Here is a 15,376-nt window from a genome sequence, read left to right on the forward strand (position 1 = left end):
ACGTGAACCGATGGACGTGAACGACTGGGCCGCGCGCTTCGACCTCCTCGCCGACCCCACCCGCCTCGGCCTCCTGGCCCACATGCACCACGCCGGGCCGGGCGTCGCGACGGTCTCCGACCTGGCGGAATCCGTGGGCATCACCCGCAACGCGGCGTCCCAGGCGCTGCGGATCCTGCGCGACGAGGGCTGGGTCAGCGCGACCCGCGACGACGCCGACGGCCGCATCGTGCGCTACACGCTCGTCGACGACACCGTGCACCGGATCCTGCACCTCATGGGCGCGCGCCACGACTGAAGCCCGGCGGTAACACCTCGGCAATGTGACCTCGCCATCCTGAGCGCATGGACATCCCCGTCACCGAGACCCTGGCCCGCTGGCGCGCTGCCGGCGTCGCGTCTGCGCTGGCCCGGGTCGTCGCGACGGGCGGGTCGGCGCCGCTGGCCCCGGGCACCGCGATGGCGGTCTCCGCGACCGGCGAGGTGGTCGGTGGCGTCTCCGGCGGCTGCGTGGACGCGGCGGTGTACACGCTGTGCGAGCAGGTCATCGTCGACGGCGGCCCCGCCCTCGCGCGCTTCGGCCCCGACGGCGACGAACTCCCCGACCGACTCCTCGACGTGGGCCCGACCTGCGGCGGATCGCTCGAGGTGTTCGTCGAACCCCTCGCCCCCGCGCCACCGCCGGGCCCCGCGCACCCCGTTGACCGACTGCTCGCCGCCGCGCGCGAGGGCCACGCCGTGGTCGCGGCCACCGTTCTGGACGGCCCGTGCGCCGGGCAGTGGATGGTGGCGGGGGGAGACGGCGGCACAGGGGTCGACGACGACGAGGCCCCGCCCTGCGCCGGCGGGCCGGTGGCCGCGGCGATCGCCGAGGGGCGCGGAACCGGCGTCATCTTCGCCGACCCTGCCGCCGACCCTGCCGCCGACCCTGCCGCCGACCCTGCCGCCGACAGCACTGCATACGGCGCCACCCTGCCGACCCGCGTCTTCCTGCACCGGCTCGACCCGCCGCGGTTGCTGGTGTTCGGCGCGACCGCGTTTGCCGAGGCCCTCGTGCCGATCGGTGCGCAGCTCGGGTACCGGGTGACGGTGTGCGATGCCCGGCCGGTGTTCGCCGCGGCCGAGCGGTTCCCGGCGGCCGCCGAGGTGGTGCGGCGGTGGCCGCACCAGTACCTCGCCGGGACCCGCGTCGACGCCTCCACCGCGATCTGCGTCCTCACCCACGACCCGAGGTTCGACCTCCCGCTGCTGGTCGAAGCGCTGCGGACCCGCGCCGGGTACATCGGCGCGATGGGCAGCCGACGCACTCACACCCAGCGGATGACGGACCTGCGCGCGGAGGGGGTCCCCGAGGCGGGGCTGCAGCGCCTGCGCTCGCCGATCGGGCTGGACCTCGGCGCGCGGACTGCCGCGGAGACCGCGCTGTCGATCGCGGCCGAGCTCGTCGCCCATCGCCGGGGCGGGACCGGGGCACCGCTGGCGGGGATGGACGCCGCGATCCACCGGTGAGCGCCGTCGGACGCGTCCTCTCGCGGCGTAACACGGGGGACACGCGTGGGTGACCAAGGCGGAACCGGGCGTCGATAGACAGGTGTAGCGGGCGGGTCACGCCCACCCCCTCGTTCCCAGGAGTACCCCGTGAAGCCACCCCCCACACCGGTCACGGGCCCCGGCCCGGACCCAGACGTCGTCCTCGCCGGCGTCGACGCTCGCCTCGCGGCCCACGACACCGAGCTGGCCGAGCTGTTCCCCGGGCCGCCCACCGGTCGCCAACCCGTCCACACCCTGTACCTGCCCGCGGATGGCGTGCACGCCCGGATCGTCAGCGACGTGGGCGCGGTCGCCCTCGCCGCGTTCGACGAACACCTGCCGGACCCCGCTGCCCTGCAGAGGGTGTTCAGGGCAGCCCAGGTCAGCGGTGATTCCGGCGGCGGCGATCTGGTGGCCCCGGCGGACGCCCCCGCGATTCACGCGTTGGTCCGGGCAAAGCTCGAGGTCGAGCCGGTCGAGGACCTGCGCATCGACTTCGAGGACGGCTTCACCCAGCGGGATGTGCCCCCCGGGAGGCGGGACCGCGACGAGGACGGGCACGTGGACCGGGTGCTGGCCGAGGTGATCACCCGCTGGTCAGGGCGGTCGTCGTCGCCGCCGTTCTGGGGCGTGCGGTTCGGGTCCCTCGACCCGGCCACCCGCCGCCGGGGTGTCCTCACGTTCACCCGCGTGGTCGCCGGGCTGGCCGCCGCACCGGATCGCGACGCGCTGTTGGCGGGGTTCCGGCCCACCGTGCCCAAGGTGACGTCCGTCGACCAGGTGCGCGCGATGGTCGGGATCTGCCGCGACCTCGAAGCGGCGTGCAGCCTGCCGGAGCGCGCCCTGCGGTTCGAGATCCAGATCGAGACCCCGCAGTCGATCTGCGCCCCCGACGGTTCGGCACTGGTCGCCCGGCTGATCCACGCCGCCGACGGGCGCTGCATCGGCCTGCACTACGGCACCTACGACTACTCGGCCGCCTGCGGGATCGCCGCCGAGTACCAGGCCATGGACCACCCGGCCGCCGACCACGCCAAAGCCGTCATGCAGGTCGCGGCGGCGGGCACGGGCGTGGCGCTGTCGGACGGCTCGACCAACCGGCTGCCCGTCGGCGACGCGGAGGCCGTGCACGCGGCGTGGCGGCTGCACGCGCGGCTGGTCGACCGCTCCCTGCGCCGCGGCTTCTACCAGGGCTGGGACCTGCATCCCGCCCAGCTGGTGTCCCGGTACGCGGCGACGTACGCCTTCTACCGGCGTTCGTTGCCGGCCGCGTGCGAAAGGATCGCCGCCTACCTCGGCACCGGCCCGAACACCGGATACCTCGACGAACCCGCCACCACCCGCGCCCTGGCCGCGTTCTGCCAGCGCGCCCTGGACTGCGGGGCCGTCACCGCGGACGAGATCACCTCCCGCGCCGGCGTCGATCGCGCCGACTTGGCCGCGCTGACACACCCGAGAACCGACCACGAGGAGAGCAGATGACCCACCCCGACCTGGTGATCCGGGCCCACCGGGCGATCGTCGATGGTGCCGAGCGGGAGGCCCTCGTCGTCGTCGTCGACGGCACCATCACCACCGTCGACGTGGCCCCGGGCGCACTCGACCGGGCACCCACCGGCGCCCCCACGGTGACCCTGGCGCGCGACGTGGTCCTGTTGCCCGGCCTGGTCGACACCCACGTGCACGTCAACGAACCCGGCCGCACCGACTGGGAGGGCTTCGCCAGCGCCACGCGCGCCGCGGCCCGCGGAGGGGTGACCACCCTGATCGACATGCCCCTCAACTCCAGTCCCGTCACCACCGGCCCCGCCCCGCTCGACGCCAAACTCGCCAGCACGGTGGGCAAACTGCACGTCGACGCCGGCTTCTGGGGCGGCGCGGTGCCGGAGAACCTCGGCCGGCTGCGTGAACTGTGGGACCGCGGCGTGTTCGGGTTCAAGTGCTTCCTGCTGCACTCCGGGATCGACGAGTTCCCGCCGCTGGACCCGGCGCAGATGCTCGCGGCCATGGCGGAGATCGCGTCGTTCGACGGCCTGTTGATCGTCCACGCCGAGGACGCCGGGACCATCGACGCGCAGCCCGCGCCGTCCGGGCCTGCCTACACGGGATTCCTCGACTCGCGGCCCGTGACGGCGGAGGTCCGCGCGGTGGCGCAGGTGATCGACGGCGTCCGGCGCACCGGGTGCCGCGCGCACATCCTGCACCTGTCCGCCGCCGACGCACTGCCACTGATCCGCGCCGCCAAGGCCGAGGGGCTGCCGATCACCGTGGAGACGTGCCCGCACTACCTGTCGCTCTTCGCCGAGGAGATCCAACCCGGTGCCACCCACTACAAGTGTTGCCCGCCGATCCGGGAGGCCGGCAACCGCGAGGGACTGTGGGAGGGGCTGCGCGACGGGACCATCGATCTGGTGGTCTCCGACCACTCCCCGTGCGTGCCCGAGCTCAAGCGATTCGACACCGGCGACTTCGGTGAGGCGTGGGGCGGGATCGCCTCCGTCCAACTGGGCCTGCCGATCATGTGGTCCGAGGCCCGGCGCCGGGGGATGGGGCTGCCCGACGTGGTGCGTTGGATGGCCTCCGGGCCCGCCGCGTTCGCCGGCCTGCCCGATCGCGGGGCTATCCGCCCCGGCGCCCGCGCGGACCTGGTGGTCCTGGCCCCCGACGACGCCTTCGTGGTCCTGCCCGAGCGGCTGGAGCACAAGAACCCCGTGACCGCCTACGCCGAACGGGCCCTGGCCGGCGTCGTGCGCGAGGTCTACCTCGCCGGCCACCGCGTGGACCTGGACCGCCCGGCTGCGGGCCATCCGGTGCTCCGCCCCATCCCTTCCCTGGCCTCGTCCAGAATGGAGACCCCCGCATGACCGCGACCCCGTCCACCACGCCTGACTTCCTCACACTGCCGGATCTGGCCTCCCGCACCCTCGCGGGCGCGGTCGTCCACGCCGACGACGAGTTCTTCGCCGAGAAGGAGAATCTGCTCCTGCCCGGCGAGCCGGTCTTCGACCCGACCCTGTTCGGGCACAAGGGCAAGGTCTACGACGGTTGGGAGAGCCGTCGCCGTCGAACGCCGGGCGAGGACGCGGCGATCATCCGGCTCGGGGTGCCGGGCGTGGTCCGCGGCGTCGTGGTGGACACCGCCTTCTTCCGCGGCAACTACCCGCCGCAGGTCGCCCTCGACGGTGCGTGGGTCGAGGGCTACCCGGACGCCGAGCAGCTCGCCGCGGCATCGTGGCGGCCTCTGGTCCCGCCGTCCCCCGCGCAGGGCGACACCCGCAACGCCTACGCGGTGGCCGACGAGACGCCCGTGACCCACGTGCGGCTGCGGATGATCCCCGACGGGGGCATCGCCAGGCTGCGGGTGCACGGCGAACCCGCGCCGGACCCCCGGTTCCTGGCGGGCACAGTCGACCTGGCGGCGGCGGAGAACGGCGGGCGGATCGTCGACTGCTCCGACCTGTTCTACTCGTCACCGGCCAACATCATCGCCCCCGGCCGCTCCCGCCACATGGGCGAGGGCTGGGAGAACGCCCGCCGCCGCGACGACGGCAACGACCACGTCACCATTGCCCTGGCCGGCCCGGGCACGGTCGATCACGTGGAGATCGACACCTCCTATTACGTCGGCAACGCCCCCGGATCGGCGTCCCTGCACGGCATCCGCAGGGCCGAGGACCTCGACCGCCCCGAGACCTGGGTCGAGTTGGTCCCCCGCGCCCCACTGCAGCCCGATTGCCGCCACCGGTTCCTCGTCGGGGCCCCCGCCGGCCCCGACACGCCCGGCACAGACCCCGACCCCGTCCGGTTCGTCCGCATCGACGTCTTCCCCGACGGCGGCATCGCGCGACTCCGGGTGCACGGGCGGCTCACGGCGGACGCGCTCGAGGCGATGGCCGCCCGGCTCCCGCGGAGCTGACCGTTAATGCGGTGGTCACACGCGGGTGACGGCGACGGAACCCGCCCTCGGTAGACATGGTCGTGCACCGGCCCCCACCCCGCGTGGTGGGCGCCGCGGCCCGGCACACCGGCCCCCGTCACCTCGGCCGGCCACTCCGCCACAGGAGAAGCTCATGACCACTGATCACCCCGGTTTCCACGTCCCCACGGTGGACCTGTCTCCCTACGTCGTCGGCGGGTCCTCCGACGACCGCGCGCGGGTCGCCCGCGAGATCGACGAGGCCTGCTCGACCGTCGGGTTCATGCAGATCGTCGGACACGGCGTGGCACCCGCGGTCATCGACGGTCTGGCCGGCGCGATCGACGACTTCTTCGCACTGCCCCTCGAGGCCAAGAAGGCCTACCGCGTGGCCGATGCGAACCGCGGGTACAGCCCGCCCAGGAGCGAGTCGCTCAGTTTGAGCCTCGGGGTGGAGTCCGCGGGGCGGATGAACGACTTCTTCGAGGCGTTCAACGTGGGGGTCGAGGCACGCTCGTTCATCGGTCTGGACCTGTCGGAGGACGACTACGGGATCAACGTGTGGCCCGATCTCCCCGGTGGCCGGCGGCCCGGTTTCCGCGAGCGGGTCGATGCCTACTTCGCCGAGGCCTCCCGTGTCGCGCGCACGCTCACCCGCGTCTTCGCCGACGCCCTCGGCCAGCCCGCGGGGTATTTCGAGCAGCTCACCGACCACTCGATCGACGTTCTCCGCATGGTCAACTACGCCCTCGACGAGGGGCCCGTCTCGCTCGACGGCGAACTCAAGGGAATGGGCGAGCACACCGACTTCGGTCTGGTCACGGTCCTGTGGGCCGACCGGGTTGCCGGTCTCCAGGTCCTCGGCACCGACGGAGGCTGGCACGACGTCCAGCCCGTGGAGGACGGCCTGCTGGTCAACCTCGGCGACCTCACCGCGCGGCTGACCAACGACCGGTGGATGTCGACCCTGCACCGCGTGGCGCCACCGATCGTCGACGGCCGCATCGTCCGCCGCCGCTCTGCCGCGTTCTTTCACGACGGCAACGTCGACGCCGTGGTGGCCACCCTGCCCGAGTTCGTGGGCACCGACGGCGACGCCTACGAGTCCGTCACCGTCCGCGAACACATCGCAGCCAAGCTCGCCGGGTCCCGGCACGGCAAGGCCAATACCGCGGCGGTTCGCGAGGCGGCCCGGGTTCTGGCGGCGTCGGCTCAGTGACGGGGGGCGACACCGTGATGGACGTGGTGTTGGTCCACGGCGCGTGGGCCGGCGGCTGGGTGTGGGACACCGTCACCGGTCCGCTCCGTGCGGTCGGCCTCCGCCCCCTCGTGGTCGAGCTACCGGGCGTGGGTGGCGGCGACGACGACGAGGTGGTCGACCTCGACACCCTGGCCGACCATGTCTCAGCACTCGTGCGGCTTCTCGAACGACCTGCCGTTCTCGTGGGGCATTCCGGCGGCGGGGTCGTGGTGACCCGGGTCGCCGAACTGATTCCGGACCGGGTCGCCGGGGTCGCCTTCGTCGCCGGGATGATGTTGCCCTCGGGGGTGGACTTCGCGCAGCTCTGCGCCGGGATCGGCCTGCCCACGGACGTGGGGATCACGCGGTGGCTCGAGTCGAGTGCCGACGGCCGCACGACCTCGGTCCCACCCGAGGCCGCGGCGGCGGTGTTCTTCCACGATGCTCTGGCGGGGGAGGCGATCGCCGCCGCGCGACGGTTGCGGCCGCAGCGGGAGAGCGCCCGGTTGATCTCCGCCGCCTGGACCCCTGCGCGCTTCGGCGCCGTGCCGCGGTTGTACGTCGAAGCCACCGGGGATCGCACCGTGCCGATCATCGTGCAGCGCCGCATGCAGCAGGTCACCCCCGGTGCCCGGGTGGTCACGCTCCACACCGGCCACGTCCCGCAGCTGTCCGCACCGGGCCACTTGTGCGCAGTGCTGGCGGGTTTCGCCCGGGAGGTGGCCGCCGGAACCGACGAGCGGGCGGCGCGCCACACCGCCCTCACGTCTGCGTAACACGGCGGAAAAGCGCTGGTGCCAGACTCGGAGGCGACACCGCGACGGTGCGGTCGGCCCAGCCGACCCGGCCGCCGGGCGACCGACGCCCCGGCGGCCGAGTCATCAGTCAGGCAGCGGCGCGGTGTCCGCCCGGGCACAGGACCCGGGTCCCGATGCCGCAGGAGACGTCCATGACCTCCGTGATGCCCGACGCGCCCACGCTGCCCACTCCGGGCGACACCAGCCCCGCCACCGCGGGCCGCAGCCCCCGTCGTCTCGCAGACGCCGACGCCAGGCTGGCCGCGCTGACCGCGCGCGTCCGCGAGGACATCGCCACCACGAGCCATGCTCGCGACTGGATTCCGCGCGAACCCGGATGCGCGCAACTCGACGTGCTCGTCATCGGGGGCGGACAGGCCGGGCTCGGCACCGCCTTCGCCCTCGGCCGTCAACGGATCGACAGGGTCCTGGTGGTGGACGACGGGCCCGCCGACCGGGTGGGCTGCTGGGACCGCTATGCACGCATGCACACCCTGCGCAGCCCCAAACACATGCGCGGCATCGAGTTCGACGTCCCGTCGCTGCACGTTCGCCGCTGGTTCGAGGCGGTCTACGGCGAGCAGGCGTGGCAGGAGATCGACCTCGTTCCGCGCCTGGACTGGAACGACTACCTGCGCTGGTATCGCGAGGCAGCGGGGATCGAGGTCCGCCACGAGACGCGGGTGACCGCCGTGCACCGACCCGCCACGGCGGATGGCCCGTTCGTCGTGGAGGTGGCCGCCGCCGACGGGGCCACCACCCAGACCGTGACCGCCCGGCGGATCGTGTTCGCCCTCGGCCTCAGCGGCGGCGGCGGACAGCGAGTGCCGGAGATGGTTCGCGCGCTGCCGCGCGAGCGCTGGTTCCACACCGAGGACCCGATCGACTTCGAGGCCCTGCGCGGCCGGCGGGTCGCCGTCCTGGGCGGCGGAGCCTCCGGGTTCGACAACGCCGCCACCGCGCTCGACCACGGCGCCGCGCGAGCGGAGGTGTTCATGCAGCGGGACACCGTCCCGGACTCCAACCCGCTGCGGTGGATGGAGTTCCCCGGCATGCAGGAACGCTTCTACGACCTCGACGATCGCGCGAAGTGGGACTTCACCCTCCTCAGCGGGGGCTTGCCGCAGCCGCCGACCCAGCACACGGTGTGGCGGTGCTTCGCCCATCCCGACTTCGCACTGCGCACAGGCTGTGCCTGGGACTCGGTCGCGGTGGTCGACGACGGCGCGGGCGGGACCGAGCTCGCCATCGTCACCCCCGCCGGCCGGTTCCACGCCGATGTGGTGATCGCCGCGACCGGGTACGAGGTCGACCTGCGACTGCGCCCGGAGCTCGCGGAGTTCGTCGACGACATCGCCCTGTGGGCCGACGTGCACGACTTCGCCGCCGACCACCCGGCAGGACGCAACCCCTACCTCGGACCGGGTTTCGAGTTCACCGAACGCCGACCGGGCTCCGCGCCCTGGGTGACCAGGCTGCACCACTTCTCGACCGGCGCGCGCACGTCCATGGGCGTCACCGGAAACCAGCTGTCCGGCATCTACGGAGGTGTCGGTCGCATCGCGGGGGCGGTCACCACCGCGATCACTCGCGAGAACTGGGACCGCCTCGCGGACGACTTCGCGGGCTTCGAGTTCCGCGAGGTCCGGTCGATCGGCCCGCACCGCCCCGACGACGGCTGGTACCCGACGAGACCCCGCTACTGACGGCCCCGCCATCAGAACGGCGGCTCATCGTCGAACGCCGAGGACCGCGGCTGGTCCTGCTGGGGCCGGTCATCCTGCGGGGGAGCCGAGCGCTGCGGACGCCCTGACCGGGGTTCCTGTCGACGATGGTGCGCCTGGGCCCGCAGCCTGCTGCGCTCCGCCGCGCGGCGGTGACGCAGGTGGGGGCGCCTCCTCGACGCCGGTGAGCCGCTGCCGGTCCTGCCGGCTTCGGCCGCGTCCTGCTGCCGTCGGCTGGACTCCGGATGCCGCGGCGGGGCGAGCGCGGCCAGCGGTCCACCGGGGGCCGTCGTGATGCGCGTTCCCGGATCGGCCTCCGGGTGATTGGGGCCGTGGAGCCAGACGTAGGTTCCGTCGATGTCCCGGTAGTAAGCCCAGATTCCCTCGGTCTTGAGTCGGTGGTGGAAGCGGCAGAGGGAGCCGAGATCATCGGACGTGGTGTGCCCGCCGCACTCCGGGTTGTCATGGTCGAACGGGATGATGTGGTCGAGGTCGGTCTTCTCGGCCGGCGTCTGGCAACCGGGGAAGACACAGGTGCCGTCGCGGCCCTTGCAGAAGCGTGCCAACGCCTCGGAGGGCGTGTACCGCCGGGCCGCGTAGCAGTCGGGGTCCGCGAGATCTGCCAGTGAGTCGATCCGGCGACGAGCGCTGCGCTCCAGCTGGTCGGCGGTGTGACCGGTGATCGGCCCGTAGCCGGCCAGCGTGAGGCCACGGTTGTCCGGACTACCGTCGTCGTAGGCGTAGATGGTCACCCGCCGAGCGGCCGCCTGTCCGTCCGGGTCACCGGGGTGTTCGCCGTCGACGTCGGGCAGGCAGGCCCACCCGCGACTCAGCGCCAAGAGGCCCGCGGCACGCAACTCACCGAGAGAACGCGGGTCGTCCTCGGAGGCGGTGCGCGCGAGGGCCTCGATGCGGTCGGCGATCTCCACGGCGGTCTCTGCGGTGAGGTGCGCTGTGATGAGGGCCCTGTCGTCGGCCAGCGGCACCATCTCGACATCCTGGTCCCGCCGCGCCTCCCTCGCCCTGGCGTCGGCCCCGACCGGGTCGCACGCCGAGACGGCTTTGGTGAGCATCTTTCGTAGCGGACCGAGTCTCGGTGGGTGAGTGCGGCGTCTGGTGGGAGCCAGTGCCTCACTGATCCGCCTGTCGAGTTCGGGCATGAGTTCATCGGAGACCATCGCGGTCTCCTCGGCGATCGTGTGGGCGGCGAGGATGCCGATCCATCCGGTCGCGAGCAGGGCGGCGGTACGGGGGAGCCGCTCGGTCAACTCGACCGCGGTGGTGACCAGACGCGAGGCGCCGTGCCGGGACAACGCCATCGAGGCGCTGACCATCGAGGCGGCGGTCTCCCACGGGTCCCGGTGGCGGTCGCGCTGTCCCGCGACCCGGACGCAGTCATAGGCGAAGGCGACGGTGCGTCCCTCCGCCGCGTTGATCAGGCGTTGGGCGAGATATCCGCGCTGTTGATGTGGATCCCACCGGGCGTAGGCCTCTGGGACGATCACGTCGACGGCGGGACCCGTGGCGGTCGTGAACCCCTTCGGCGGCACGAGTGGGGCAGGCGCGGCGGGGGCTACGGGGTCGCCGGTTGCATCGGGGTCGCCGGAGGCGTCAGGGACGGTGGAATCGTGGGCGTCGGGCGTGGAGGTGGTGGTCATGATTCGACCGTATGTTCTAGGTACGACAGTGTGCGCATCACTCGTGTTATCGAAAGTGCTGTCGAGTACGACCGGCGTGGGAGGAGAGGGCCAAGCCAGTCGTCGTCGTTTCCTGACCGCCACGCCCGGCGCCCACTGACTGCGGTGCCCTCTGACCTGCGGTGCCCTGCGCGCCCCTCGCAGGGCACCGCAGGTGGGAGGTCTGCGCGAGCCGGCGCCGGCGAGCTCGGGCTGCCGGTGTCGTGGGGAATCGGGGGAGGTGAGTCGGACGCGGCGAATCGCGCGCGGAGGGGTCGGGTGGTCGACGCTGCGGTACTGGCAGGCGCGGTACTGGCAGGAGTGCACGCCGTCTGACCTGCGGTGCCCAGCTCGCCGTCTGCAGGGCGCCGCAGGTCAGCGCGTCGGGGCCGGTTTCAACCCGGTCGGGCGACGATGAGGCATGCCTCGCTGCCGTCGGGGACGTACCAGCGATGGGGGAGGGCGCCGTTGTACCTCGCGACGTCGCCCGCCTCGAGTCGGGTGAGCGAATCGCCGACCTCGAGCAGGACGGTGCCCCGGGTGACGTAGAGCCATTCCTGGCCGGGGTGTTCGAAGAACCGGCCCGGGACGTGGTTGGTCTCCACGAACTCGAGGAACTGCGTGCCCCCCGGGCCTCCGGGCAGGAGTCGGGTGTGACCGCCGACCGTGCCCTCCGCCCGGGTCAGGGTGGCGCCCTCGGTGGAGCGCTGGACGTCGACCCGGTCGGAATGGGCCGGGTCCTGGCCGGAGCCGCCGGAGCCGCCGGCGCCGCCGGGGTCGGAGGCCCCGCCTGTGTTGACCGCGTCGAGGAGGTGGGCCTGGGTCGTGCCCAGGGCGTGGGCGAGCCCCTCGAGCGTGGACATGCTCGGGGCCGCCTTGCCGCGCTCGATCTGGCTGAGGAAGGGCTGCGAGATCCCGGCCTGGTCGGCCACCTCAACGAGCGTCAGTCCGAGTTGGCGGCGGTGGTGCCGGATGCGCGCGCCGAGACGGTCCAGCGAGTCGCCTCGTGCGGTGGTCATGGGGCCTCCCGTGCGGTTGGGGCGGGTCGGGGTCTGGCGGGGCGGGATCTGGTGGGACGCGGTCTGCCGGGGTCAGTATTCGTGCAGGTAGTCGCGTCGGCGCGGAACTGGCGGACACCGGAACCACGCCGGAACAGCGGGGTAATGCCGCCGAAACACGGGGCCACCACACTCATCATTATTGATCCGATCAATACCCGGGGTCACTATCCCGCCCCGGGGTCGGATGCACAAGTGCCGCAGGCGATCAGGGAGACCGGGCCGGTGGGACGGAGCCGACGGCAGAGGAGGGGAACGATGGAACCACGACGAGCGACACAGCGCGATGCACAGCGCGGAGTCGGGGCCGAGCGAGCCGCGGCGCGCCACGTGGACCGCATCGCGGGGGCGCGACTGCAGGGCGGTCGGGTGGTCGACGTGGACATCGTCGACGGGGTGGTCGTGGCCGTGACGGACGCGGGGGCCACCCCGACGCGCGGTGGTCCTACCGGGGGCGAATCGGTGATCGACGCCCGCGGCTACATGGTGCTCACCGCGCCCGCGGAGCCGCACGCCCACCTCGACAAGGCCCTGAGCTGGGGCGCCACGCGGCCGCCGGGCTGCGATCTGGGCGCCGCGATCGACGCGTGGCGGGCCTACGCCGCGACGGTCGACGAGGACGAGATCCACGCCCGCGCCCTGGCCGCGGCGCGCAAGCTCGTGGCCAACGGGACGACCGCGGTGCGCAGCCACGTGGACCTGCACGACGACCACGACCCGCTGCGCGGCGTCCGCGCTCTCGTCCGCGTCCGCGACGAGCTGGCCGGCGTGATGGACCTGCAGATCTCGGTGATGGTCAACGAGGTCGACCCGGCGGACCGGGCGCGCGCCGCGATCGCGGCCGGCGCCGACCTCATCGGCGGGGCCCCGCACATCTCCACCGACCCGGTCTCCGAGACGCACCGGCTGGTGGACCTCGCCGAGGAGCTGGGCACCGGCATCGACCTGCACGTGGACGAGTTCCTCGACGGCGACCACGCCATGCTCGAGGTGTTCACCGAGCGCGTCGCGTCCTGGCCCGCGGGGCAGATCCGCACGGCCGGGCACTGCTGCCGGATCGGCTCGCTCGACGCGGCGGGCCAATCCCGCGCGGCCGGCGCGCTGGGCAGGGCGGACGTCGGGGTGGTGACGCTGCCGATCACCAACCTGTACCTGCAGGGCCGCACCGGCTGCACCTCGGTCCCGCGCGGCCTGCCCCCGGTGCGGGCCCTGCTCGAGACCGACGTGACCGTCGCCGCCGGCGCCGACAACGTGCGCGACCCGTTCAACCCGGTCGGCCGCTCCGACGCCACCGAGACGGCGATGCTGCTGATCGTGGCCGCCCACCTCGACATGGACACCGCCTGGCAGCTCGTCACGGGCGGCGCCCGCGAGGTCATGGGTCTGCCGCCCGCCGGCCCCTCGCCCGGCCTCCGGGCCGACCTGCTGCTGGTCCGGGCGGGCGGGCTCGACGACGTGATCGCCGACGCGCCACCCGACCGGATCGTGTTGCGCGCGGGCTGCGTGGTGGCGGCGAGGGAGGTCCTCGTCGTCGTCGACCCCGGTGTCGCGCCGTGCGGCGTCACCTCGCCCCGTGCCCAGCCGCCCGACGGCCGAACCCCCACCACCCACCGACCGACACCCACCTACGAGGAGACCCGATGACCACACCCACCGACATGCGGGCGGCGCAGGCCGCCCGGCCCGGCAGCGAGATCCTCGGATTCGACGGCGTCGGCGTGACCTACCCCAACGGTACCCGCGCTCTCGACGGCGTGGACCTGCGGATCCGCGCCGGCGAGTTCGTCAGCGTCGTGGGCCCGTCCGGCTGCGGCAAGTCCACGCTGCTCAGCCTCGCGTCCGGGCTCGCCACCCACACCGACGGCTACATGCAGACCGGCACCGACCGCATCGGCTACGTCTTCCAGGACGCCACCCTGCTGCCGTGGCGGACGGTCGAGCAGAACGTGGAGATGCTCGCCGAGCTCGACGGCATCGGCCGCACCGAACGCCGTGACCGCGCGGCGGCGGCGATCGAACTGGTGGGCCTGGCCGGGTTCGAGAAGTCGCTGCCGCGGGAGCTGTCGGGCGGCATGAAGATGCGTGTCTCGCTGGCCCGCTCGCTGACCCTCGACCCGGAGTTGTTCCTGTTCGACGAGCCGTTCGGCGCGCTGGACGAGATCACCCGGCAGCGCCTCGGCGACGAGCTGCTCGGGCTGTTCGCGGCCAAGCGGTTCGCCGGGCTGTTCATCACGCACTCGGTCGCCGAGGCGGTGTATCTGTCCACGCGCGTGGTGGTGATGTCCGGCCGGCCGGGGCGCATCACACATTCGGTGGACGTGCCGTTCGGTCCGGAGCGCGACCCCGAGATCCGCTACACGACGGACTACATGAACCTCGTCGGCGAGGTTTCCCAGGCACTCGAGGAGGCGCACTGATGAGAGGCACACTGATGAACGGAATCACCGCCCGCGCGACCGTGAAGAGCGACGACGACGACGACAAGGTCACCGCCGCTGACGTGGGCCGCGGCCCGGTGGCCGAACCGGCCGGGGGAGCCCCCGCCGCCGGCCCCGCCCGCCCCCGGTTTCGCCTCTCGGCCGACGGGCCCGTGGTCCGCTACGGCGGCCCGTTGGCGGTCCTGGCCGCGGTGCTGGGCCTGTGGTACTTCGTGAGCTACGGGGTGCTCGAGCCGTCGCGGCGGTTCCTGCTGCCGGCGCCGCACGTGGTGGTCACCGACGGGCTGTTCGGGCCCAGCATCTCGGGCATGCTCGAGGCGCTCGGGCGCACCGCGACCGTCGCGCTGACGGGGTTGGCGATCGCGTTCGTGATCGGCGTCGCGTGGGCGATCATCATGAGCCAGGAGAAGTGGGCCGAGCGCTCGCTGTTCCCCTACGCGGTGGTGCTGCAGTGCATCCCGATCCTCGCGCTGGTGCCGCTGATCGGCTTCTGGTTCGGGTTCGGGTTCACCGCCCGGGTGTTCGTGTGCGTGTTGATCGCGCTGTTCCCGATCGTGTCCAACACGCTGTTCGGTCTCAAATCCGTGGACCCGGGCCTGCGCCGGCTGTTCACGCTCCACCACGCCGGGCGTCTGACGGTGCTGCGCAAGCTCGAGGCCCCGGCGGCACTGCCCGCCCTGTTCGAGGGCCTGCGCGTGGCGGCCGGCCTGTCGGTGGTCGGTGCGATCGTCGGCGACTTCTTCTTCAAGCAGGGCGACCCGGGCATCGGCATCCTCATCGACACCTTCCGCGCCCGCCTGCAGTCGCCGGAACTGTTCGCCTCGATCATCCTGGCCTCCCTGCTCGGTGTGGCCGTGTTCCTGTTCTTCGGTCTGCTGTCCCGCCGGGTCGTGGGGCGCTGGTACAACCCGGACGCCGACCGCTAGTCGTAACGCCCGGCGACCAGCCGTAACGACTCCCGAGCGAACCCGCAACACCACTGAAACACGGCAGCGGT

General features: G+C 72.9%; 13 protein-coding genes. 11 read left to right on the top strand and 2 right to left on the bottom strand.

Annotation, left to right across the window (positions count from 1 at the left end; all coding sequences use genetic code 11):
• The first annotated feature begins 10 nt into the window (after positions 1-10).
• From G6R20_RS10830 to G6R20_RS10865, 8 genes are all read left to right on the top strand, one after another.
• Positions 11-298, top strand: a complete 288-nt coding sequence (locus tag G6R20_RS10830) for a metalloregulator ArsR/SmtB family transcription factor (protein ID WP_096906805.1) — start codon at positions 11-13, stop codon at positions 296-298.
• A 47-nt stretch (positions 299-345) separates the two neighbouring features.
• Entirely contained in the window at positions 346-1,509 is a 1,164-nt protein-coding gene (locus tag G6R20_RS10835; protein ID WP_163376383.1) for an XdhC/CoxI family protein, read from the top strand.
• A 129-nt stretch (positions 1,510-1,638) separates the two neighbouring features.
• Complete coding sequence (locus tag G6R20_RS10840; RefSeq protein WP_163376384.1) at positions 1,639-3,012, top strand: aldolase; 1,374 nt, start codon at positions 1,639-1,641, stop codon at positions 3,010-3,012.
• Positions 3,009-4,394 (top strand): allantoinase AllB, encoded by a 1,386-nt coding sequence (gene allB, locus G6R20_RS10845; RefSeq protein ID WP_163376385.1) that lies wholly within the window; start codon positions 3,009-3,011, stop codon positions 4,392-4,394. Before G6R20_RS10840 ends, allB begins: the two co-directional genes overlap by 4 nt.
• A complete protein-coding gene (gene alc, locus G6R20_RS10850; RefSeq protein WP_163376386.1) occupies positions 4,391-5,446 on the top strand; it encodes an allantoicase in 1,056 nt (351 codons plus the stop codon). Before allB ends, alc begins: the two co-directional genes overlap by 4 nt.
• Positions 5,447-5,600: 154 nt before the next feature.
• A complete protein-coding gene (locus tag G6R20_RS10855; RefSeq protein WP_163376387.1) occupies positions 5,601-6,665 on the top strand; it encodes an isopenicillin N synthase family oxygenase in 1,065 nt (354 codons plus the stop codon).
• Between the two features lie 17 nt (positions 6,666-6,682).
• The gene (locus G6R20_RS10860) at positions 6,683-7,462 is read left to right on the top strand and encodes an alpha/beta fold hydrolase (protein WP_163376453.1); all 780 of its coding nucleotides are present in this window, start codon (positions 6,683-6,685) and stop codon (positions 7,460-7,462) included.
• Between the two features lie 173 nt (positions 7,463-7,635).
• Complete coding sequence (locus tag G6R20_RS10865) at positions 7,636-9,189, top strand: NAD(P)/FAD-dependent oxidoreductase (RefSeq protein WP_163376388.1); 1,554 nt, start codon at positions 7,636-7,638, stop codon at positions 9,187-9,189.
• 11 nt (positions 9,190-9,200) lie between these two features.
• On the opposite strand, the gene G6R20_RS10870 is transcribed toward G6R20_RS10865, so the two are convergent.
• Positions 9,201-10,865, bottom strand: a complete 1,665-nt coding sequence (locus G6R20_RS10870) for an HNH endonuclease signature motif containing protein (RefSeq protein WP_163376389.1) — start codon at positions 10,863-10,865, stop codon at positions 9,201-9,203.
• 413 nt (positions 10,866-11,278) lie between these two features.
• Positions 11,279-11,902 (bottom strand): XRE family transcriptional regulator, encoded by a 624-nt coding sequence (locus G6R20_RS10875; protein WP_163376390.1) that lies wholly within the window; start codon positions 11,900-11,902, stop codon positions 11,279-11,281.
• A 297-nt stretch (positions 11,903-12,199) separates the two neighbouring features.
• On the opposite strand from G6R20_RS10875, the gene G6R20_RS10880 reads away from it, so the two are divergent.
• The 3 genes from G6R20_RS10880 to G6R20_RS10890 are packed head-to-tail and all read left to right on the top strand — an operon-like array spanning position 12,200 to position 15,305.
• The gene (locus G6R20_RS10880; RefSeq protein ID WP_240341399.1) at positions 12,200-13,585 is read left to right on the top strand and encodes an amidohydrolase family protein; all 1,386 of its coding nucleotides are present in this window, start codon (positions 12,200-12,202) and stop codon (positions 13,583-13,585) included.
• A complete protein-coding gene (locus G6R20_RS10885; RefSeq protein ID WP_154829864.1) occupies positions 13,582-14,358 on the top strand; it encodes an ABC transporter ATP-binding protein in 777 nt (258 codons plus the stop codon). The genes G6R20_RS10880 and G6R20_RS10885 overlap by 4 nt, the downstream gene beginning before the upstream one ends.
• Positions 14,358-15,305 carry an ABC transporter permease gene (locus G6R20_RS10890; protein ID WP_240341400.1) on the top strand — a complete coding sequence of 316 codons (948 nt, stop codon included), beginning with the start codon at positions 14,358-14,360 and terminating at the stop codon, positions 15,303-15,305. The genes G6R20_RS10885 and G6R20_RS10890 overlap by 1 nt, the downstream gene beginning before the upstream one ends.
• Positions 15,306-15,376: the final 71 nt, after the last annotated feature.

Origin of the sequence: Dietzia sp. Alg238-R159 (genome assembly GCF_900537145.1) — a bacterium.
Classification (GTDB): Bacteria; Actinomycetota; Actinomycetes; order Mycobacteriales; family Mycobacteriaceae; genus Dietzia; species Dietzia kunjamensis.

Excerpts from the sequence above, each read along its gene's own strand:
- G6R20_RS10860 (WP_163376453.1), top strand. The coding sequence starts at position 6,683 with ATGGACGTGGTGTTGGTCCACGGCGCGTGGGCCGGCGGCTGGGTGTGG.
- alc (WP_163376386.1), top strand. The coding sequence starts at position 4,391 with ATGACCGCGACCCCGTCCACCACGCCTGACTTCCTCACACTGCCGGAT.
- G6R20_RS10875 (WP_163376390.1), bottom strand. The coding sequence starts at position 11,902 with ATGACCACCGCACGAGGCGACTCGCTGGACCGTCTCGGCGCGCGCATC.
- allB (WP_163376385.1), top strand. The coding sequence starts at position 3,009 with ATGACCCACCCCGACCTGGTGATCCGGGCCCACCGGGCGATCGTCGAT.
- G6R20_RS10835 (WP_163376383.1), top strand. The coding sequence starts at position 346 with ATGGACATCCCCGTCACCGAGACCCTGGCCCGCTGGCGCGCTGCCGGC.
- G6R20_RS10885 (WP_154829864.1), top strand. The coding sequence starts at position 13,582 with ATGACCACACCCACCGACATGCGGGCGGCGCAGGCCGCCCGGCCCGGC.
- G6R20_RS10830 (WP_096906805.1), top strand. The coding sequence starts at position 11 with ATGGACGTGAACGACTGGGCCGCGCGCTTCGACCTCCTCGCCGACCCC.
- G6R20_RS10870 (WP_163376389.1), bottom strand. The coding sequence starts at position 10,865 with ATGACCACCACCTCCACGCCCGACGCCCACGATTCCACCGTCCCTGAC.
- G6R20_RS10880 (WP_240341399.1), top strand. The coding sequence starts at position 12,200 with ATGGAACCACGACGAGCGACACAGCGCGATGCACAGCGCGGAGTCGGG.
- G6R20_RS10865 (WP_163376388.1), top strand. The coding sequence starts at position 7,636 with ATGACCTCCGTGATGCCCGACGCGCCCACGCTGCCCACTCCGGGCGAC.
- G6R20_RS10890 (WP_240341400.1), top strand. The coding sequence starts at position 14,358 with ATGAGAGGCACACTGATGAACGGAATCACCGCCCGCGCGACCGTGAAG.
- G6R20_RS10855 (WP_163376387.1), top strand. The coding sequence starts at position 5,601 with ATGACCACTGATCACCCCGGTTTCCACGTCCCCACGGTGGACCTGTCT.